At 37.9% G+C, this 17,220-nt stretch carries 17 protein-coding genes; 3 read left to right on the forward strand and 14 right to left on the reverse strand.

Annotated elements, in window-relative coordinates:
- Positions 1–12: 12 nt before the first annotated feature.
- The 8 genes from FGG79_RS06175 to FGG79_RS06210 form a co-directional block, all read right to left on the reverse strand.
- Positions 13–894, reverse strand: coding sequence for an NAD-dependent epimerase/dehydratase family protein (locus FGG79_RS06175; RefSeq protein WP_171050822.1), 882 nt, complete (start codon positions 892–894; stop codon positions 13–15).
- Positions 891–1,712: a dTDP-4-dehydrorhamnose reductase family protein gene (locus FGG79_RS06180; protein ID WP_138776849.1), complete on the reverse strand. Its 822-nt coding sequence runs from the start codon at positions 1,710–1,712 to the stop codon at positions 891–893. The genes FGG79_RS06175 and FGG79_RS06180 overlap by 4 nt, the downstream gene beginning before the upstream one ends.
- Positions 1,709–2,701, reverse strand: coding sequence for an SDR family NAD(P)-dependent oxidoreductase (locus FGG79_RS06185; protein WP_138776850.1), 993 nt, complete (start codon positions 2,699–2,701; stop codon positions 1,709–1,711). Before FGG79_RS06185 ends, FGG79_RS06180 begins: the two co-directional genes overlap by 4 nt.
- The gene (gene wecB / locus FGG79_RS06190) at positions 2,691–3,785 is read right to left on the reverse strand and encodes a non-hydrolyzing UDP-N-acetylglucosamine 2-epimerase (RefSeq protein WP_138776851.1); all 1,095 of its coding nucleotides are present in this window, start codon (positions 3,783–3,785) and stop codon (positions 2,691–2,693) included. The genes FGG79_RS06185 and wecB overlap by 11 nt, the downstream gene beginning before the upstream one ends.
- Positions 3,786–3,891: 106 nt before the next feature.
- Positions 3,892–4,614, reverse strand: coding sequence for a sulfotransferase family 2 domain-containing protein (locus tag FGG79_RS06195; protein WP_138776852.1), 723 nt, complete (start codon positions 4,612–4,614; stop codon positions 3,892–3,894).
- Positions 4,615–4,677: 63 nt separating this feature from the next.
- Positions 4,678–5,484, reverse strand: coding sequence for a sulfotransferase family 2 domain-containing protein (locus FGG79_RS06200; protein ID WP_138776853.1), 807 nt, complete (start codon positions 5,482–5,484; stop codon positions 4,678–4,680).
- Between the two features lie 28 nt (positions 5,485–5,512).
- Positions 5,513–6,727 carry a glycosyltransferase family 4 protein gene (locus tag FGG79_RS06205; RefSeq protein WP_171050823.1) on the reverse strand — a complete coding sequence of 405 codons (1,215 nt, stop codon included), beginning with the start codon at positions 6,725–6,727 and terminating at the stop codon, positions 5,513–5,515.
- A 215-nt stretch (positions 6,728–6,942) separates the two neighbouring features.
- On the reverse strand, positions 6,943–7,902 hold the full coding sequence (locus FGG79_RS06210; RefSeq protein WP_138776855.1) for a hypothetical protein: 960 nt from the start codon (positions 7,900–7,902) through the stop codon (positions 6,943–6,945).
- 265 nt (positions 7,903–8,167) lie between these two features.
- Here FGG79_RS06210 and FGG79_RS06215 point away from each other — a divergent pair, with 265 nt between their 5' ends.
- Both FGG79_RS06215 and FGG79_RS06220 read left to right on the forward strand, forming a co-directional pair.
- Positions 8,168–9,235 (forward strand): glycosyltransferase family 4 protein, encoded by a 1,068-nt coding sequence (locus tag FGG79_RS06215; RefSeq protein WP_138776856.1) that lies wholly within the window; start codon positions 8,168–8,170, stop codon positions 9,233–9,235.
- Between the two features lie 87 nt (positions 9,236–9,322).
- Positions 9,323–10,237: an NAD-dependent epimerase/dehydratase family protein gene (locus FGG79_RS06220; RefSeq protein ID WP_138776857.1), complete on the forward strand. Its 915-nt coding sequence runs from the start codon at positions 9,323–9,325 to the stop codon at positions 10,235–10,237.
- A 59-nt stretch (positions 10,238–10,296) separates the two neighbouring features.
- Here the strand turns inward: FGG79_RS06220 and FGG79_RS06225 are convergent, their stop codons facing one another.
- The 5 genes from FGG79_RS06225 to FGG79_RS06240 all read right to left on the reverse strand — a co-directional run bounded on the left by FGG79_RS06225 (position 10,297) and on the right by FGG79_RS06240 (position 14,204).
- Entirely contained in the window at positions 10,297–11,001 is a 705-nt protein-coding gene (locus FGG79_RS06225) for a glycosyltransferase (protein WP_171050824.1), read from the reverse strand.
- A gap of 181 nt (positions 11,002–11,182) precedes the next feature.
- A complete protein-coding gene (locus FGG79_RS06230) occupies positions 11,183–11,569 on the reverse strand; it encodes a M67 family metallopeptidase (protein WP_171050825.1) in 387 nt (128 codons plus the stop codon).
- A gap of 13 nt (positions 11,570–11,582) precedes the next feature.
- On the reverse strand, positions 11,583–11,717 hold the full coding sequence (locus FGG79_RS22260; protein WP_276607951.1) for a hypothetical protein: 135 nt from the start codon (positions 11,715–11,717) through the stop codon (positions 11,583–11,585).
- A gap of 20 nt (positions 11,718–11,737) precedes the next feature.
- On the reverse strand, positions 11,738–12,946 hold the full coding sequence (locus FGG79_RS06235; protein ID WP_138776860.1) for a hypothetical protein: 1,209 nt from the start codon (positions 12,944–12,946) through the stop codon (positions 11,738–11,740).
- Between the two features lie 97 nt (positions 12,947–13,043).
- A complete protein-coding gene (locus FGG79_RS06240) occupies positions 13,044–14,204 on the reverse strand; it encodes a BMQ_0737 family morphogenetic spore coat protein (protein WP_138776861.1) in 1,161 nt (386 codons plus the stop codon).
- A gap of 508 nt (positions 14,205–14,712) precedes the next feature.
- On the opposite strand from FGG79_RS06240, the gene FGG79_RS06245 reads away from it, so the two are divergent.
- Positions 14,713–16,209, forward strand: coding sequence for a hypothetical protein (locus FGG79_RS06245; protein ID WP_138776862.1), 1,497 nt, complete (start codon positions 14,713–14,715; stop codon positions 16,207–16,209).
- Positions 16,210–16,350: 141 nt separating this feature from the next.
- On the opposite strand, the gene FGG79_RS06250 is transcribed toward FGG79_RS06245, so the two are convergent.
- The gene (locus tag FGG79_RS06250) at positions 16,351–17,217 is read right to left on the reverse strand and encodes a 2-oxoacid:ferredoxin oxidoreductase subunit beta (protein ID WP_138776863.1); all 867 of its coding nucleotides are present in this window, start codon (positions 17,215–17,217) and stop codon (positions 16,351–16,353) included.
- Between the last annotated feature and the right edge of the window lie 3 nt (positions 17,218–17,220).

Raw genomic sequence — 17,220 nt, forward strand, 5'->3', positions numbered from 1 at the left:
TGAGATTTTCGTTTACCCTCTTACATAGTAATCAATGATATCTTTCAAACTGTTTTGCAAAGAATGTTTCGGTTTCCAATCTAGTTCGCAAAGTTTCGTATGTTCATGTCGAATGTCAGCTGTAGGATAAAAATGGTCTGTAGTTAATGGAAGGTCGCTTTGTGATATGCTCTTAAGTTCCTTTGCCACCTTTAGAAATCTGTAGTTTTTTCCAGATGATACGATATAACTCTCATTCTTCTCACCTCTTTGAAGAATGATGTCATAAGCCTCTACTGCGTCTCTTACGTCCACAAAATCCCTATTATCCAGGACATTATGGAAGTGGAACGAAATTGATTTATCATCTCGGTATTGCAAACATTTTTGTGCAAGGAGTGAGCATATGCCAGTGGAATGTCCTGGTCCTATTAAATTGGAAGACTTGGCAATTCGTATATCAAGATCATAAAACGTAGACCAGCACAATGTTAATAGAGTTTGAATATATTTAGACAGGCCATAGGGGTGGTTGGGGAGTGAAGAATGACATGGATTGTACTCAATAACAGAGCCTACAATAAGAAGAGTCGCATCAGGAACAGACTTCTTTACTGCTTCGAGAAGATTCATTGTACCGATCACATTTGTATTTATGGTGGAAACGGGATCTTCCCATGATCTTCCACTATGGTTCTGTGCTGCTAAATGCAGGATAAAGCGAGGTTTCACGACCTTAAGAACTTCTATTAAACCTTCAATGTCAAATAGGTCGCAATGTATGCTTTGAATTTGCTTAGAGGAAAGAGATTGACTATGGACTAAGCCGTATACATCATATCCCTTCTTTGTGTAATACTCGCATGCATGCCTCCCAGTAAATCCTGATGCGCCTGTAATGAGAATCTTCTTCATTTCCCTGACATCCATTCTTGAAGTTCATTCAGCATCTCCCGATAGCTTCTCACAGGATATTTATAATCCGTTCTAGTATGAATAAGGGTTTTATCATGAACCGGTTCAAGGACTGGTTTGATTTCCACTTCATCATTCTGAAAAATCTCCTTAAAAAGGAGAAGAAGTTCATATTTGGATATTCTTTTATCTACACTTAAGTGGTAAAGTCCTGACACGTTCCCCAGTATGAGAGCTTGAATGGCTTTAGCCAATTCAAGTGTGGTGACACCATTCCAGAAAACGTTCTGGTATCCCTGAATACTTCCTTTTTGCTTAAGAAACCAATGTAGGAGACCGATTCCATGACTCTTCAATTCCGGTCCTATAATCGAGGTTCGTATGGTCAAGTGAGGAGCGGTTTCAATTTCACCTAGTGATTTTGTCTTGGAATAAACACTTACACCATCCTTAGTCTCCTGCTCTGTATACCCCCCCTTATTTCCTGAAAACACGCAATCTGTGCTGATATGAACCAATTTCCCCCCATATTCATTGACTACATCCACCAAGACGTGAGGTAAAAGACTATTAACTTGAATCGCTTCTTTCACGTTTCGTTCAGCGTACTCATTTAAAAGACCAGTAGCATTAATGACGATATCTGCTTTATGTTCAATCAGGAGCTTCCTTACTTTTTCAAGATTTCTAACATCTAATTCAATTCCCTTTGAATCTTCTTTTCGAACCGTATACAAAACGTCATGACCACAACGCTTCATATAGTCAACAATGACATGTCCTGCCATGCCATGACCTCCTAGAACGAGAATGTTCATTCTAGAAAACCTCCGTCCTTCAGCATGATCTTGATCTCATCGTAGGAGATGATATTGTCACTTGAAGAGTACGTATCTAAATCAACTTGGGGAAATTCCTCGTAATACTCCATCAGCCCTTCAATAGGAATGGTTGGAAGAATGACAAAATACTCATTATCGTAAGCAATTGTATTGTGGCTTTCAAATTCTGTTAAAAGGAGCTCATGCAGTTTTTCACCGGGACGGATTCCAAGTTCTTCAATGGTAACCTCTTGATCAGGTGAATACTGATCGATTAAAACTTGTGCAAGGTCGATGATTTTACAGGTTGGCATCTTCATGACAAAGATCTCTCCACCATGACTTTCGTAGGTTGCTTTGAATAGTAGTTTAATGGCATCCTTTATCGTCAAGAAGAAACGGGTCATTTTTTTATCGGTTATACCGATTTTCGACTTTGATTTGATCCCATGTTTGAAGACATGAATAACACTTCCATTCGTGCCCAGGACGTTCCCCCCACGAACACAAACAAACTTTGTTTTATTTGTTAATACATTCGCATTTATAATCAGTTTCTCTCCCATTGCTTTAGTAAATCCGTAAAAATTGGAAGGGTTCGCAGCTTTATCTGTCGAGATGTTAATCACTTTTTCCACATTGTTTGCAATGGCTGCATCAATGATGTTCTGTGTCCCCATCACGTTTGTTTTCAGCGCTTCCAGAGGCTGGAATTCACAGACTGGAACGTGTTTTAGAGCTGCAAGGTGAAAGATGTAATTGACCCGTTGGGAAGCTTCTGAAACCGCTTCTTTGTCTCTAACATCTCCAATGATGAACGTCAGTTTCCGATGATTTTCGAATTTTTGTTTCATTAATACTTGACTCGTTTCATTCCGAGAGAAGATGCGAATCTCCTTTGGATTTTTTTCAAGTAATTGAGATACAAGTTCATTTCCCCACGATCCAGTACCACCAGTTACAAGAATAGTTTTATTAGTAAACAATGTCAGAACCCCCTAATAGAATATTAATCACTTTATCTGAAACATTTGTATCAAGATACTCAGCTGGACAAATCCAGTTTGAATCTTTAGAACACATTACCTTCACTCCATTTAAAATGGCCTTTTCCTTTAACCCGGATATGAAATTGCTTCCACAATCTACGGTTTCCGGCCTCTCTGTCGTTTTTCTTACCGTTACGGTTGGAATATGAAAAATACAGCATTCTTCTTGAACTGTCCCGCTGTCTGTCAACACACAAAATGCGTTTTTCTCAAGTTTAATAAAATCAAAAAAACCAAATGGTTCGTGTAGTTCGATTAATGGATGTAATGATAGGTGGGGTGACGAGTGCAGTTTGGACCTGGTCCGTGGATGGGTGCTCAGAATAAGTCTCTTTTTGTAAGTATCCGCCAATTGATTAAGTGCATTGACAATAGAAGAAAGATGATCAGGGTTGTCGACATTTTCAGCACGGTGAATGGTTGCGAGAAAGTATTCCTTTTCCTCTAACGATATCTGTTGGAGGATGCGACTTTCTTCAATTTGGGGATAATAATGGGTCAGAACTTCAAAAATTGGGTTTCCCGTAATGATGATCTTACTTGCAGTCATTCCTTCCTTGAGTAAATTGGTTTTGCTGTACGGGGTGTAAACCAGATTGTAAGAAGATACGGCATCGATGATTTTCCGGTTTTTTTCTTCCGGAACATTCAGATCGAAACAACGGTTTCCAGCTTCCATATGAACAACTGGAATCATCATTCTTTCGGCGAGGATCGCACTTAGTCCGCTATTTGTATCCCCTAACACCAGTACTTTGTCAGGCTTCTCTTTTAATAGGATTTTTTCCAACTCCGTAAATAAAGATGAAAGTTGTTCTCCTAGTGTTTGCTGTGCGTTTGCTAATACATAGTCAGGCTCTCTCAAACCTAGTTCCTTAAAGAAGATGCCATTTAACGAATGGGTGAAATTTTGACCCGAATGAACAATAATATGCTCATCTGCTAGCACATCCAATTTCTTCATTATTAAGCTCAATCGGATGATTTCAGGCCTCGTTCCCAAAACAGTTACGATTTTCATACTCACCTCTCCTTTTTCATTCTCTTATTATATTTATGTTCAGTAGAGGGACATGTCCTAGACTATTCTCTCTATTTTCAAAAAAGGCGTTTGCCTTATTCTGCATTTAGGGAGTTCGTATATTTTTCTTGAACGTTTCCAGGCTATTTTTCTCATTGGGGGAGAGAAGAGATATTTCGTTATTCAGCCGTGTTTTTCCGTATAGGTAAAGCTTCATATCCAATGTGTTGTATTTTTCAATAAGCTTTATGATTCTTTCCGGAACATCTTCTTTCAATGGCCTTTTCTTCGTGATGTTCTGTTTTTTATATTGAACATGCTTCCATCCATACGCTTTTTGCAGTAGGAAGAGTGAATCATCGAACTTCTCTGTCAGCCCTACAACCTTGAACTCACTTAGATGATCCAGAGCCTTGTCCAGTTTTGGTGTTCTCCCTATACCACTGATCATTGCCGTTTGGAGATTATGAGCAACATGTTTCGTTTTAACAAACTCTTCCAACGTCAAACTCCGGATATGCTCATGCCCAGGAAAATCACGTAGAAAATAATATGAAGATAAAACTCGGTCAACAGGTTCCCTCAGTAGTGTAAAGTAGGTATAATCCATTGAAAAGTGCTGATGAAACCCATAAAAATAATGTCCGGAAACTGCTTTAATCTTCTCTTTTTCTACTGGGGATATGGTATCGATCAATTTCCCTTTTCCATCTATCCGATCATGGTCGAATAGTTCCCCAGTACTATATTGATTTCGGAAAATGTTGTTCATTGTTGTTCCACCAGTTTTTGGAACATGCAAAAAAACCGTTAATGGCTGTTTAGTCATTTCTTCCCATCCTATTCTTGATATATTTTAAGAGATTGAAAAAGCCCCGAATATGAGGGGCTCCTACGTCTTTTGAGGATATTTATATTTGACGAAATCGTCATGGTAAACATGATTACACAGCTGAATGGTTTCCTCATCAAATAAACATTCAGCATTTGGTAATGGTCCGTGAATTAATTGTTCAGGGGTTAAAATCGTGTTTGAATTGAACTCAGTCTGCGTCATTTTAGTCTTAAAGGAATGGGGAGAAGTTAATACGTGGTCTGGTGATGAAAGAAGTTTGTATTTTTCTTCTAGCCTCTTTATTACCTGATTGAAATTTTCCAATCTGATTAATTTAGGGTCAAGGTATTCCTCTTCAAGGCAATACTGTTTGGCTATATGTCCATCTACGATCGTATAATCTGAACCAACTTTGGATAAATAGTATAAAAATTGTTTAAATGATATTCCCTTATAGGAAGAGTGTGGATAATACATGGAGAGAATCCTATCTTTATCCTTGTTCATCGGAGAATTGGGAAGGCCGTTTGAGTAACAGTAATTTGCGATGGTGAAATAACTGCTTACTGCTCTTTTGTAAGGGTCTCTGATTAACTTATATGTTGTTTTTTTATTAATTGTAAATCCACTTGAATACGAGTCCAGATAGTTTTTTTGTTTGAAATGAACAGCACCTTTATACACATGGATGGACGGATGGTACGCTAGTGCCTTCTCTAATAGTCCTATTTGAAAAAAGAACCAACGTGCAAATGTCGTGCATCCAGCTTTTGGGGACCATAATAATAGTAATGGGAAATTCTGATGATAAAGTGGAGTCCTGTAGTTCTTCCTTAAAAAATCTATTGCTATTTTTCGATTCAAGTTTTCACCCCCTTTCTACCTTCAGTATTTATTTTTGGTGTAATTTAATGGAATTAGCGTATAACTGAACCGTATTCCTGCTTAATCTGTTTACATCCCACATTTTTTCTCCTTGTACTTTTGCATATTGACTCATCTGATCCCGTTTTTCCTGATTGTTCAACAGGTACTCTATTCTCTCAGACAATTTTCTGCTATTTTCCCTTTCTACTATAAAACCGTTCTTATTATGTTCCACCATTTCAGGAAGTCCACCAGCATCACTTACAATCGTAGGTACGCCAAGTAATTGTGCTTCAATAACTGCAAAAGGTTGATTTTCCAGAAGGCTGGGAAGAACTAGCATGTACGATTGCTGTAATATTTCTTTTACTTTTGACGTATTCCCCCAGAAGATTACATCCTTCTCGATCCCTAGATTTTTGCAATCTTTCTTTAAACTGTTTTCAAGTTCCCCCTCTCCCAGGATCCAACATTCCCAATCATTTCTTGATTTCAAAAATGAAAGGGCTTCAATTAAATGATGAAGACCTTTTAAGTAAACAAGTCTGCTATTTGCTAGGATGATTTTTTTCCCATTCACTTTCCAAGGAGACGATTCATGTATGAAATCAGATAGCTTTACCCCATATTTAAATGTTTTGATTTTGGATGGAGAGATGTTGAATTGAGTTTCGATTATTTTCCTCAACCAATAACTAGAGGTATGGATGTAATCACTCGCTTCATATCCTATTTGTTCCATTCGAGAATAGTAACGAAGAACGAATGTGTTCCAGATTTCCTGATGACTCATATTCAGGTTTATGGATTTGTATTGATGAAATATCGCCCCGGATAAAAATCCATGAATGCTTGTGACTAGTGGGACTTGAGCACGCTTCAACCGACTTAGTGCCACTGCACATAATACATCTTGAGCATGAATGATATCGTATTTAGTCAAATCTATGGTAGAGACTCCTTGTTCAAATACATAACGGTTCATTTCTGCATGATATACCCAAGGATTGTTTATAACGTGGGGAACAGCCCGTAATAGCCTCCGCTGCACAGAAGAACGATATGGGTTAAGGTTGACAATGGTTTGGCCATTCAATATGACAACCTTTGAGTTGTTATCCGACGTGCAAAGAATATCAACCTTATGACCTTGCTTTACCAGTTTTTCACTCAAATTAGAAACAAACGACCAAATCCCCCCTCCTGGCAATGGAAATACTGTTGCAATAAGAATATTCAAGCGTATCACCCCTTAGGATATTGATTTAGAATAGATAGTATTCTTGTATCTGGAATCGAAAGTTTTTGATGACTCTTTGGAACATACTGTTGATTCTTACCCAATGATGTCTTGCTTCCGTTTATATACCTGAAGTAATTCTTTCTTGGTAACATATGATTCACTCCGATGGGCTAATTGATTTTTCTACCGGTACAGGAACGGTGAGAACCTCGTCAATGGATCGAATAGATAACATTAAGATCAAATTCTTCAAGGTTCTTTTCCCATAAAAGTTTGTTTGATTTAATATTAAAACATGATAATCTTGTCGGCATGACGCCATACTCTCCAACATACATCGTAGAGCCATCTTCCTTTTTCTTGCTGGATGGACGTATCCTCGAAAATCCAACCAATACCAGATCATCTGATAAAGGTTTGATGCCTCTGCACCATCCAATCTTCTGCTGATGTTGACTTATCTCCACCAAATTCACAACTTTCTCAACACTGAGTGTCTTAGCATTTGCAATGACGACTCTCCCGTCCACCTGTGTAAAATAAATTTTCCCTTTAAATACGACCCCATCATGTATAAGCTGGCGCCCGATATTTATTCTCTTCGTTCTGTCCGTTAAGCAAATTGCATCTTTTTGCAAGCATCTGGTTACCCAAACTTCATCATTTAATTCAAAAACAAAGTTTGGGTGTGACTGATGAGGTTTTGTAGTTGGGACCTTCCTATAATCCACTCTTTGATCAAATCTCTCCCATGGATCTCCACCCATCACATTCCAAAGGTTGATGATTTTACCGCTTGAATGTAGTTCAATCACCATATCTAGCCCAGTGTTTACGACCAATAGATTTCCATTTTTTCTCGGTTTCACATGGTGCACGTCGTTAAACAATGGCAAACTATAATAATCTTCCAGTTTATATGTGAAAGAATTATAAACCAGAATTTCTGTTTGGGTTCCAACATACAATTTCTTGTTTTCCAATGTTGCTGCTGTGAATGAAATGGAAGCTTCCCGTGAAGGACACACCTCTTTCGGTGAAATGTATTCAATGACTCTTTCTGCCTTTTTGGTAGACCCATCAAATTTCAACACAACCGCTTTTTTAAATTGTTCCCAATCCTTCAATACATTTGATTTTTGCTCTGCCCCAACTAGGTATAAATCTTTCAATCTTTCTCACCTCTCCTGATTTAATATGTCAACCTCGGAAAACGCTTCATTAACGATCCAAATCTGTATGAAAAGGTTCAAGTGCTTAACCGAATAACTGCTCTAGATATTCTATGTATAGCTTGTATCTTTTGACATTGGAATCAGAGAAAATAGTACCTTCTTCAAAATAATAGCCGCATAGCCCTCTACAAACCCTTTGAATTCACATATAAAAATAATAGGATTGTTTAATGAGAACGTAAAATTGTTTGGAGGAAATTCTATGAAATTACTATTTGTCTTTTATGTACCGAGCGGAGGCGTTGAAACGTTAAACAGACAAAGAGCCGCTGCCCTCAAAAAAGCCGGGATGCGCTGTGATTTCTTATATTACAGCAAGCGCAGAAATTTAATAAATCATGAAGAATCGAATGTATTCATCACAAACGATGACCAGGAAATTAAGTCCATTCTCCAAAAAGGAAAATATGATGCAATCATCATCACTTCAGATTATGCAGCCATGGAAAGATTCAGAGGATTAGGATTTAAGGGGAAGATCATTCTTGAAATTCAAGGATACGGTCCACAACACGTGGCCAGGGAAGAACTAAAGAAAGCCCTCCCATATGTACAAAATCATTGTGATGCACTTCTATATCCTAAAACACCTCATATTGGAGCTATATTCAATGAATTTTTCAAATCAACCCCCATTTTTCAATTTAACAATTGCTTTGATCATAAATCATTCGCTTATCAAAAACTCCCTAAAAATGAAAAACCAATCATTGCCTGGATTGGTCGATTGGAGGATAACAAAAATTGGAGAGAGTTTTTACACATTGGCCACCAATTACGGCAAAAAGGACAATCCATTGATTTATACATGTTTGAGGACCCAAGCCTTTCGACCCCTAAAGAGAGGATTAATTTCACCCAGTTAAAGAGCAGATTGAATCTGGATCAACATGTTCACCTTCTTCAAAATGTACCGAACAGTCAGATGGCTCGCTATTTTTCCAAAATTGGAGACTCAGGCGGTTTTCTTTGTTCGACATCGAAAGTCGAAGGTGCACCCTATTCAATATTAGAAGCCATGAGCTGTAGATGTCCGATTCTTACAACTGATTCTGATGGGGTAAGAAGCTCTATTCTCCATAATCAATCAGGAAAATACTATCCAATAGGGAATATTCAACATGCTGTATTGCAAGCCGAAGAGCTCATGGGGAATTCGACATTACGTCAATACATCATCGAGAATGCATTATTGCACTTAAAATCACAATTCAGCCATGAACAATACGCCTTGCATTTCACCCGTATGCTAAGTTCCATAGGGGCATAGATTCCGATAAAACATAGGTCATATGGTCGATCAAAAGATTGTCCACTGGCATATGCTGGTAAAAACAATGAAAAGGTGAGATGTCAATTGAAAGCACTTGTAACAGGAGGAGCCGGGTTTATTGGCTCCCATTTGGTCGACACTCTTATTTCAAAGGGTTTGACCGTACATGTAATCGATAACTTGAGTAGCGGCAAGAGGAATTTCATTCATCCATCCGCGATTTTTCATCAAACAGACATAACTTCTCTTGCTACTCAACGAATCATCCTCGCTGAAAAACCGGATTATATCTTTCATATGGCTGCACAGGCCGATGTTTCGCAATCGACTTTATCCCCCCTTGAAGATTTGCACATTAATGTAGCCGGAACCGTAAATTTATTAGAAGCTTGTAAACATGTAAAAATCAAAAATTTCGTGTTTTCTTCGACTTCAGCGGTGTATGGAAATGTGAATATTGACAAAATCGATGAAGCACAGCCTACCTTCCCTATTTCTTTCTACGGTTTATCTAAATTAACAGCTGAACGGTATATAAAGTTATACAACGAAGCATATAACATCCCTTACTCCATTCTTCGTTACGGTAATGTATATGGACCTCGTCAAACCTCAAAGGGAGAGGGAGGAGTCATTGCAGTGTTTCTTGAAAGACTTCAACAAAACGAAGCGTTAAAAATAAATGGAGATGGGCTTCAAACCCGTGATTACATTTATGTACAAGACGTTGTCGAAGCCAATATAGCTGCAGCATATAAAAAAATCAACATGTTAATGCAAATAAGTACCGGAAAAAAAACCTCCATCCTTCAATTGATCGACTTGATCGAAACCAATCATGCAGGACAAATCAATCGGTTTCACAGTGCAGATAGACAAGGAGATATTAAACACAGCTGCTTGGATAACTCCCTTGCTAAAACAAAATTAAAATGGAAACCTGCCTACACTATTGAGGAGGGTATCAAAAAAACCTATCATTCTTACTTATCTACTTGACTCATTTTACACAAAAACAGCATTCACATTATTAAAAATGTGAATGCTGTTTTTGCATTTCAACTTCTATTTCTCTTCCGTTCCATTTCATAATATTTTCGATATTTTCGTTGAATAGATTGTGATTCCTTTATCATTCCCTTACCATTCGTGGCTGAACCCATTTTGGGATGAACTCTATACAACACGAGTGTTTCATCTAAATAATCCATAGTGGTATGAAGGTTCAAGCGGCACCACATTTCATAGTCTTGTGTGTATTTTAAATTCTCATCAAACCAACCAGCTTGTTTTATTAAATCAATATCAGCGACCACTGTGCATCCATTCACAGGGCAACCCTTCAAAAGCAATTTCCGAAACGTACTCCTTGTCATTTTTCTGGAACGGACTTCATTCAGCACTTTGTTATTTTCATCTATGGTTTTAAATGCAGTGTAGGACACTCTTGAATTAATGGACTTCATATACATGACTTGTCTTTCAACCTTCCTATCAACAAACATATCATCAGAACTTAACCAAGCAAAATATTTTCCAGTTGCATGCCTTAACCCTGTATTTAAGGCAGAGGCTGTACCGCCGTTTGGCTTTCTTACATATTTAATTCTTTGTTTATAGGGTTCTATTTTTTCTATATATTGAGTCGAGCCGTCATCTACAACGATCACTTCAATATCTTGATATGTTTGCCTGAGAGCACTCTTGATGGCGCGGTCAACGTATGAACAATTATAAAATGGAATGATAATGGAAACCTTCACTTCGTTCCCCTCTTTCATCAACTTAAATGGCATTAATAGTCATAGTGTATGTATTTAACTGGAAAATTCTTGTATCAATACCCAAGAACGAGGCACATTTGTTGTGGTTAACGCCAAAAAGGTGAACCCTGAACCTATAACATAAAGATCAAATGAAAAGAGCCCTGCAAAGAGGACTCTCCTATTGAACGACGATCTCGATATGTCTGACCTTTCCATTATTAATCTTATAACACCTGAGTTCTTCCTTCCTCCCTCCAATTGCAGCAATGAAATAAAAAAGTTCTGGGTATTGGGAATAGGCAACGTCATCCCTTGAAGGTACAGGGATTCCGAAAGGATGTGAATGATAAATTCCCAGGAAGGATTCATTTTTTTTGAGCATATTTTTAATCACCCAATCCTGTTCATCTAGATCGATTGCGAAGGAATAGGGGGAGGGATCGGTATTTGTCATCGGCCAAGTGGTAAGACAGTGATTATTCTTTCCTGAAATGAATCCACATGCTTCATTTGGTAAGCCTTTTCTGACTTCTAACATGATCCTCATGTACACACGCTTGGACATTACAACTGAATTCTCATGCGTTGCATCCGCAGCCTTTGTATTTAAATTTCGTTCTTTTGACTTCCATTTGCATTCTTTCTTCTTTTTTAATGCCAATGGGAACACTTTTTCTTTGCTTGTAAATATTGTTCAAATCTTTTGATTGCATTTATATCCCCCCCTTCAAATTTAGCGAATATATTTATTCGGATTAAACATGGTCCGTTTTGAATCAGAATCCATCGGGATGCTTCCGTATTCTTCGAATTGAGCATTCCTTTGAGGTTTTTTACTTGTAATCGTACTCTGTTGCTTCATTTTATTGTAGAGTTCGTTTTTCTTATTGGATTGAGATTGAAGATCCTTTCGAAGTGAATCTAATTCCTGTTCCATTTCGACTTCCCTTTGACTTTTTACCTTTTGCCCACTATTACCTTTTTCATTCAATAAGTTCACTTGTCTTTCCAGGTCTATTTCTCGCTGTTTAAAGTCTTCCAACTGATTTTTTAATGTTTCAAGCTCTTCTTCATAATAACCTTCGATTTTTTTCAACTGTTCGTGTAATGCACCCATTTTCTTCAAGTAGCCCTGGGTGGTCTCCTCTCTTTCTCCTCCCATATCCAAAGCTTTTTTCACTTCATTAAATGTCGTTGAGTACGATACTAATTGTTGTTCAATCAAGTCAAGTTTCTTTAAAATCTCCGGATGATTGTTCTCATCTTCTTTACCCCATAAAAATCTCCACACAGTTGTATACCACCTATCTCTTTTTATATTTGAAAATTTCTTACGTTTCACTTGTATCCATTCCAAATGTGTAAAGAAAGCATCATTATACTTCTCTACATAAATAGACCTATCTCGGTTTGAAACAAAGAATCGATTTACTTCAATCAACAAAGAAATGACATCATTTTTCACATTTTCAAGCTGTGATTTTTTTTCCCATCGAGTGCTTTCATAAATCACTCTGATCTCTGGTATCGTTGCAGGAGGTAAGGACTCCGTCATCTCCCATAAACTATTTTCAAGTAGAAGGTCATCCTTTACTACTTCCATTTCAGATGCGGAGATGGTCGTTAATCCTTTGTCATCTTGAATGACCTTTTCCCTCTGATACTGCTGTAATTGAAGGTAGAGCTCATGCTTCACTTCAACTTCTTGTAGTAAATATTCAATTTGCTCCGTAAGTGTTTGAATCGTATAATGGTTTTCTGCAATCTCAAATTGATATATCTTATGTTTTGTTCTTTCTCTGGACAATTCCTCCGACACATTCTTGATTCTTCGTGAATAATGATTATAGAGGGACTCCAATTCATAGGAAATGCTGTGAATATCATGCAATACCTCAGAATGCCCTTCCCCCAATATAGACTGGCCCTCCTCCGATTTCATCCTCTTCACCTCCAGTGATTGCTTTTTATTATCATATGTAAGGTTTGTATACATGTTAAAAAAAAGGAGAGAGTATTTCTCTCTCTCCCTCATTTAATTAGTCATCCAATCCGCCTAGTAAGTCAGCAAATGTATCACACTCACCAAACTCTACCAAAGCTTCTACAACTCCACTATCAAAGATAACAACATTCGCTGTATTTCTTAAGATCAAGCGGAAACCTTCAGTTGGTGCATCAATGATTTGAAGTTCATAGAATAATTGTTCAGGAGCACCATCAAAGTAGCGAATTCCTTCTCCAACAGCCGTAAGTGCACCATCACCGCACGCTACTCTATCGATAGAAGATGGATCGAAAGTGAAGCTGAAATCTGGTTGGAAGCCAGTTGCAGTAGGAGCTGGCGTAGGACCTACTTCAGTGTCAGTGAAAGAGTATGACCAAGTGCTATCTGCAAGTGAACACTCTTGACAGATTTCTGCTCTTAAAGTGGAGGTACCTTCAATGACTTCTCCACCGATCGTAGCAAGAGTATCTTCATTTCTTGCAAGAGCTGTCGCTTGGCACTCACAGTTATCAACCGGGAATAACCCTGGGCATTGACGCGGGAATTCAAGTAAGCTTAAGTCACACTTAAGTCTTTCTTCTGGAACTGGAATATTGTTCGGGCGTGGGAAACAGAATTTAGCTAATACTTCAAGCTTAACCGGATACTCCACTTGAACATCTTTACATAGTACTACTTTCAGTGGGATCATTGGTCCGAATGGATCTGGTCCCATTAATACTCCACCAGATGTTGCAAGGACTTGAGTCGCTCTGATGTTTAAGTTTTCATTTGTAATTCCTACCGGCACACAAAGCATAATTTCATCTGTGAATTGTGTACGTACTGTAAAGGAACACTCTGCCACTCCATCAATCAGAATGGTTACATCAACAGGAACTGTCCACACGATAAGCACTTTTCCAGGGTTACCATTTTCAATGATTGAGCCTGAAACGCTGACGTCTGAAGGGTCTACTGGTGCTGTTTGCACCTCAACTCTTAGGCCTGCCGCCAATGCTGCACTTACTGCTGCACGACATGCTTCATCAGGAATGAAGTTCTTATTCTCGTATCTGTTTGCAAAGAACACCCAGTCATATACTTTGTCTACACGGATACATTCCGGTGCTAAATCGTTCGTGTCCAATGGTAGTGGAGACGGAGATGGTGTCGGAGTCTGGGAACCCCTAATTTGTTTACGCTTCTTCAAACAAATCCTTCCTTTCTTTTAATGAATATTTATATCACAATATATCCTATGGACGAGAATGAAATCGGTATAGAGTAAATACCTATTTATTCAAAAAAAATTTACTAGGCGCATTGCTAGCTTTTAGTAAACTAGTAAAAAATAGGCTGATTCTATAGACATTTGGCGGTACTCCGAACTTCAGATCGGCATATCATATATCATAAGGAAAGGGGGAATGTGGAGTTTATCAATATCCGCTCTATCCAACTTGTGAAGTTCTTACTATAACCATTACGATGAAATGTTAAAATATAGCTCCTTTGAAAAACCTCTATTGAGTTACGCTTACTCTTTTAAATGAATATTACGAACGTGAACGATTATCCTATCATTGCAATGATATTAATTATATATAAAAGCCATGTAAACGCTGGGAAGTTTACATGGCTTATTTTATTGACGATTAGCGTTAAACTTGCTTCGAACATATACATACTAGTAAAAGCGCACAGAGAGGAGAAGTCACATGAAACAGCTTTCTTCCATTCAACTTCAACAGCAAATCATCCACTATAAATCAGAAATGGAAAAATACAGACAAAAATGTTCCTTCTTAGCTGAAAAATCCCTTGCTCAAAAATACAATGCCTTACAAAAAGAAAATCAGGACTTACGAAAGAAAGTCGACGAATATGATGAATACTTGGAGAATAAGGAAATGCAAATGGAGAAACAATCACAAGATTCACTTTCCCTTCATATTGCACAAGAAAAGGAGATCTCAAAGCTTCGATTTACAGTTAATCAACTCCGGGATCAACTTCGGAAAATCAATCACCGCTATACAACAGATTCAAAACTGTATACGGAGAGATTACAATTATTTAAAGATTCCTTTCACAAGGAAATCATTTCATCACAAATGACCATTACTCATTTAAAGAATGAATTGGAGATGTTCCTTTCAACCAAGGAAGCTACGGAAAAACAATTATATAAGAAAGAAATCGAACTTTGGGAACTGGAGAAGCTATTAGAGGGCAAGGAGCAAGAATGGAATAGAGAGCAAGAATCTTTACTCCTTCAGAGTGTTTCCCAGAAGAACAGGATTGACCTCCTCGTGAATGAACAGGATACCTTTCACAAGGAAATCATTTCATCACAAATGACCACATGTCATTTAACGAATGAAATGGAGATGCTTCTTTCAACAAAGGAAGATACCGAAAAACAACTATATAAGAAAGAATTCGAACTTTGGGAACTTGAGCAACTATTAGGGGGCAAGGAGCAAGAATGGAATAGACAGCATGAGTCTTTACTCCTTAAGAGTGTTTCCCAGGAGAACAGGATTGATCTCCTCATGAATGAACAGGATACCTTTCACAAGGAAATCATTTCATTACAAATGACCATTTGTCATTTAACGAATGAAATGCAGATGTTTCTTTCAACCAAGGAAGAGATGGAAATGCAATTATATAAGAAAGAAATCGAACTTTGGGAACTGGAGAAGCTATTAGGGGGAATGGTACAAGAATGGAATAGAAAGCATGAGTCTTTCCTCGTTAAGAGTGTTTGCCAAGAGAACAGGATTGATCTCCTAGAAAATGAAAATGATAACTTAAAGACTCAGCTTTCTTTAAAGGAAGAAGTAATGAATGATGCCTTTCAACAGTTAAAAGATATGACATTCTATTATGAGAACATCTTATTTCACCAAACGAACAAACTTACAGAAGCATCCCACCTTGAAAGGAATTATGAAGAAACTATTCGAACCCTTAAAACAAAGCTTGAAAAACAACAAGCTGATATTGAAATGTACACCAATACACTCCAAACAGTCAAAATGAATATTAGACAAATGAAAGAAGAAGCTTTCATATTCGGTGGAGGAGATTCATCAGAAACGAAAAAATTATTAAAAAACCAGGAGAGTACCATCCAACACCTTCAATTCACAAATGCCCTTCTAATTGATGAAATCAATAAATTAAAAAATAAGAGGCAAAGGACATAACTAAATCACTCCAATCACACCTAGAGCAAGGTAAAACTAATAAAAAAAATCCGAACTTATTCGAATTCTAATGAAAGAATTTCAAATGATCGTTCGGATTTTTCTTCGACTATTAAACTTTTGTCCCAGCCTCTTATTCTATTACATGAATTCCTTCACCAAATCATCGAATTTGCATTCATCCAGCTTTAAATCATGACTGCTCAATGGTTCTTTAGAATACCCTGCCACTAGATCTTGATAAGACGGCTGTTGTAAATTTTGATAAATCAGTCCTGTTACAAGTCCATCTTTCTCCATAAGTGTATTCATTGCTTGTTCCCGATTAGAAGGGTCATAACCTTCCACTTCAGAAAGCTTTGTCAGATTCTGTTTGAACCAGTCGTACGTATTGATCTTATTATATGTTACACAAGGACTGAACACATTAATCAATGAGAAGCCTTTATGATTAAGTCCAGCTTCAATTAATGATGTCAGCTCTTTTAGGTCGGAAGAGAAACTTTGGGCAACAAATGTTGCACCTGCCGTAAGCGCCATTTCCATTGGTGCAAGAGCTGGCTCAATGCTTCCCTCTGGTGTCGATTTAGTTTTGAAACCGGTTGACGAACGTGGAGATGTTTGACCTTTCGTCAAACCATAAATCTGATTATCCATGACGATATAGGTAACATCAACGTTACGGCGTATGGCATGAATGGTATGTCCAAGCCCGATGGCAAACCCATCCCCATCACCGCCAGAAGCTATCACTGTTAAATCCTTATTTGCCATCTTCAACCCTTGGGCAATAGGAAGTGAACGCCCATGGATACCATGAAACCCGTAGGAATTGATATATCCTGAAATACGGCCTGAACATCCGATTCCGGAAACGACAGCCAATTGTTCAGGGTCCAACCCCACATTGGCAGAAGCCCGTTGAATCGCAGCTTGTACCGAGAAGTCACCACACCCAGGACACCAGTTTGGTTTAACATTATTTCTGAAATCTTTAAAGGTAGCCATGGA

The organism is Bacillus sp. BHET2, from assembly GCF_005938125.1.
In the GTDB taxonomy this organism is placed as follows: Bacteria; Bacillota; Bacilli; order Bacillales; family Bacillaceae_B; genus Rossellomorea.